Source organism: Martelella sp. FLE1502 (assembly GCF_053484255.1).
Window position 1 is genome coordinate 1 of the sequence record NZ_JBAKFQ010000053.1, and the last position, 2821, is coordinate 2821.

General features: G+C 57.7%; 2 protein-coding genes. Both read left to right on the plus strand.

Annotation, left to right across the window (positions count from 1 at the left end; genetic code table 11):
* Positions 1 to 216: 216 nt before the first annotated feature.
* On the plus strand, positions 217 to 1155 hold the full coding sequence (locus V6767_RS22600; protein ID WP_132314314.1) for a DMT family transporter: 939 nt from the start codon (positions 217 to 219) through the stop codon (positions 1153 to 1155).
* A 496-nt stretch (positions 1156 to 1651) separates the two neighbouring features.
* The coding region (locus V6767_RS22605) for a hypothetical protein (protein ID WP_448475490.1) at positions 1652 to 2821 on the plus strand (1170 nt) is incomplete at its 3' end.

Below are 2821 nucleotides of genomic sequence, written 5' to 3' on the forward strand. Positions count from 1 at the left end.
ATCAAAAGTCCCGCTGAAAATTGTCCGCACTCTTTCGGGCATCGGCAAAATTTTTGCAACAGAGCCATAAGATATGCCGCTCACGCCGTTGACAGTGGCCTCTTATCTCCCTTAGGCAGACTGTCTGCTTGCGATGGCGTCGCGAAGCACTTTCATCATTCAGTCCTGCACGCCCGGATCTTGAGCCGTAGCAAAGCTACGGCGAAGGAGTTCGAGATGTCTGTTATCGTTCAGGCGCCGCTGCGCCAGTCCTACCCCCCTCTGCTCGGCATGATCACCATGTCACTTGCAATGCTTCTTCTACCGGCAGGGGATGCCATCACCAAATCCCTGACGAGCGCTCTGCCACCGTCACAGATTGCGGCGGTCCGAGCCCTTGTGCAGGCTGGCTTTCTAGCTGGGGCTTTTATGCTGATGCGTCATCGCCTCTCAGGGCGTCCTTTCTCGATATGGTCGTTTCTCTCAGGCCAATGTGTTTCGGTTATCAGCCTGAGCCTGATTACAGCCTTCAAAACCATGCCCATTGCGACGGCTATCGCAATTTTTTTCGTTGAGCCGTTGCTCTTAACACTTCTCGCAGGATTTCTGCTCGGAGAAAAACCCGGACCGCATCGCTATGCTGCGATCGGAATCGGGATGTTAGGTGTTCTTCTGATCCTGCGACCAAATTTTGCAACCTTTGGTCTAACAGTTTTTCTGCCAGTCGCCGCCGCAGTCGCTTATGCGCTGAACATGATCATCACACGTAGGGCGACGCGAACTGCCTCCGCACTGACGTTCCAACTCGGGTCCGCTGCTTATGCTTGCATCACGCTGGTGTTGCTCATGCTGATGACCTCGGATCTACATAAGATGCTCAGCCGCCTAAACCCGCAGATTGCGTTGAGTCTCGCCGGGGCTGGCGTTCTGGCAGCGGCCACCTTCCTGTTGATCGCGTATGCCTTCAGCCGGGCCGAAGCCAGCGTTTTGGCACCCTTTCAGTATCTTGAAATTCTTGGAGCGACGTTCATCGGTCTTTTCGCCTTCGGCGATGTTCCGGATGAAATGACGGTTTTTGGAACGCTCGTGATCCTTGGCTCCGGCATGTATGTTTTCCACCGGGAGAGGCAGGCAAACCTACCTGTGCGGCGCAGCCATACCCGCCGCGACCGCTGAGGGAAAAAGCTGGGCTTCCGGAAAATTGCGCATCAACCACTTGGGTGTGAGCTGCCTGACGGCCTCCTCGTTGACGGCATTGCCTACGCCATCGAGGACATCGCTGTATTACCTCCGCTGAAAATTTCATGGGCCTGAATGACGGCTCTGTCCCGCTCAGCGGACGGTGAGTAGCCCGTGTTTGAAGGTCCGCTGTCGGGCGCTCGTCGGTCAGAACTCAACCGTTTGTGTCACAGGCGGAATCGACCGTTTTTGGCGCACACCTTCTGGCAGGAGGTTTATGTCCGGTGTGCGGACAAAACGGGCGTTCGGTCAGTCGCCGTTTCGTCCAAATGCTCAACGTGGGCTGTGGTCTTCACGCAGCACGGTACAGGCCGGCGCCCGAAGTTGAGGATCGAGCGACTGCCTCATGACAGCATGAATAACGCGCGTTGGGTCGCCAGCTGAGGCTTTATCACATATTGAGGTCCGTGAGAGACCGAACTGGGAGGTTCTCATGTGCAAGTTGGAAAGCCAGAAATCGGTCGATGACGAGACTACCCCGCAAAGCGAAGCGAGGCGCGGTTCGCATGTGAGACCGATGGATGCAGCGTCGTACCGATGGGTGATAGGGCTGCTCCCGGCGCCGGAGCTTCCCGAAAAGGTGGCCGCGCATCTGGCTGAGATATTGCCCGACCTTCTTCGCAGCGAAGTCGATGAACGTAACGACTGGTACGTGGAAATCGTCTGCGATCCCTTGACCGGCGGCGCTGGCGATCCCGCGGAAATTCTCGACGAAGCCGAAAAACGCAAACACCAGCACGGTTGGGATTTTGCGATCAGCATCACCGATCTGCCGATCCTCCGTCAGGACCATGTCGTGGTCGCCGACGCTGTTCGGGAAAAAGGCGTCGGCGGTATTTCGGTGCCCGCCACTGGCGGAATGCTCATGTACCGTCGGTCAGAGCGCGCCGCCGTCCTTGTGCTCAGAGAGCTCGTATCCAAGGAACCGAAGTCACACGATCAAGCTGCTGGCGATCCGGAGCGGCCCCAATCCCGCAAGTCCGTGACGGGGCGAACTGATCGATGGCCGTTGTTGCGATACTTGGCGCCCATACGCCGAATCGTACCGCAGGATCCGGACATGGCCGTCGATGTGCGATTCGTTGCTGCGCCGAGGCCTTACGCGTGGCTACGCCTACTAACGGGAATGGTGAGGGCGAACCAGCCCTGGACCATCTTTCCAGCCTTCAAGAGCGTGGTGGCCGTGGCTTTCGCCACCGGCGCATACGGGCTGATTTTCCCGACGCTCTGGCAACTGAGCGATGCCTACGGTCCGATCCGTTTGGTCGCCCTGATGGCGACGTCGATGGTGGCCATGGTGTTCTGGCTGATCATCTCACACGATCTATGGGAGAAGCCTCAAGCGGAGGGCTCGCCCCTGTTAATGAGGCTATATAACGCGGCTACGGTGCTCACGCTTAGTGTCGCCGTTGTTCTCTATTATGGCGTGCTCCTGGCGCTGTTCGTGATTGCGGTGGTCTTGTTTGTGCCCCCTGATCTGCTCGAATCCCGATTAAGCCATGCCATCGGGCTGCTCGACTATGTGAAGCTGGCTTGGCTTGCGACGTCCGTAGCTACGATCGCGGGCGCGCTTGGGTCGGGGTTGGAAAGTGACGAGACGGTG

Excerpts from the sequence above, each read along its gene's own strand:
- V6767_RS22600 (WP_132314314.1), top strand. The coding sequence starts at position 217 with ATGTCTGTTATCGTTCAGGCGCCGCTGCGCCAGTCCTACCCCCCTCTG.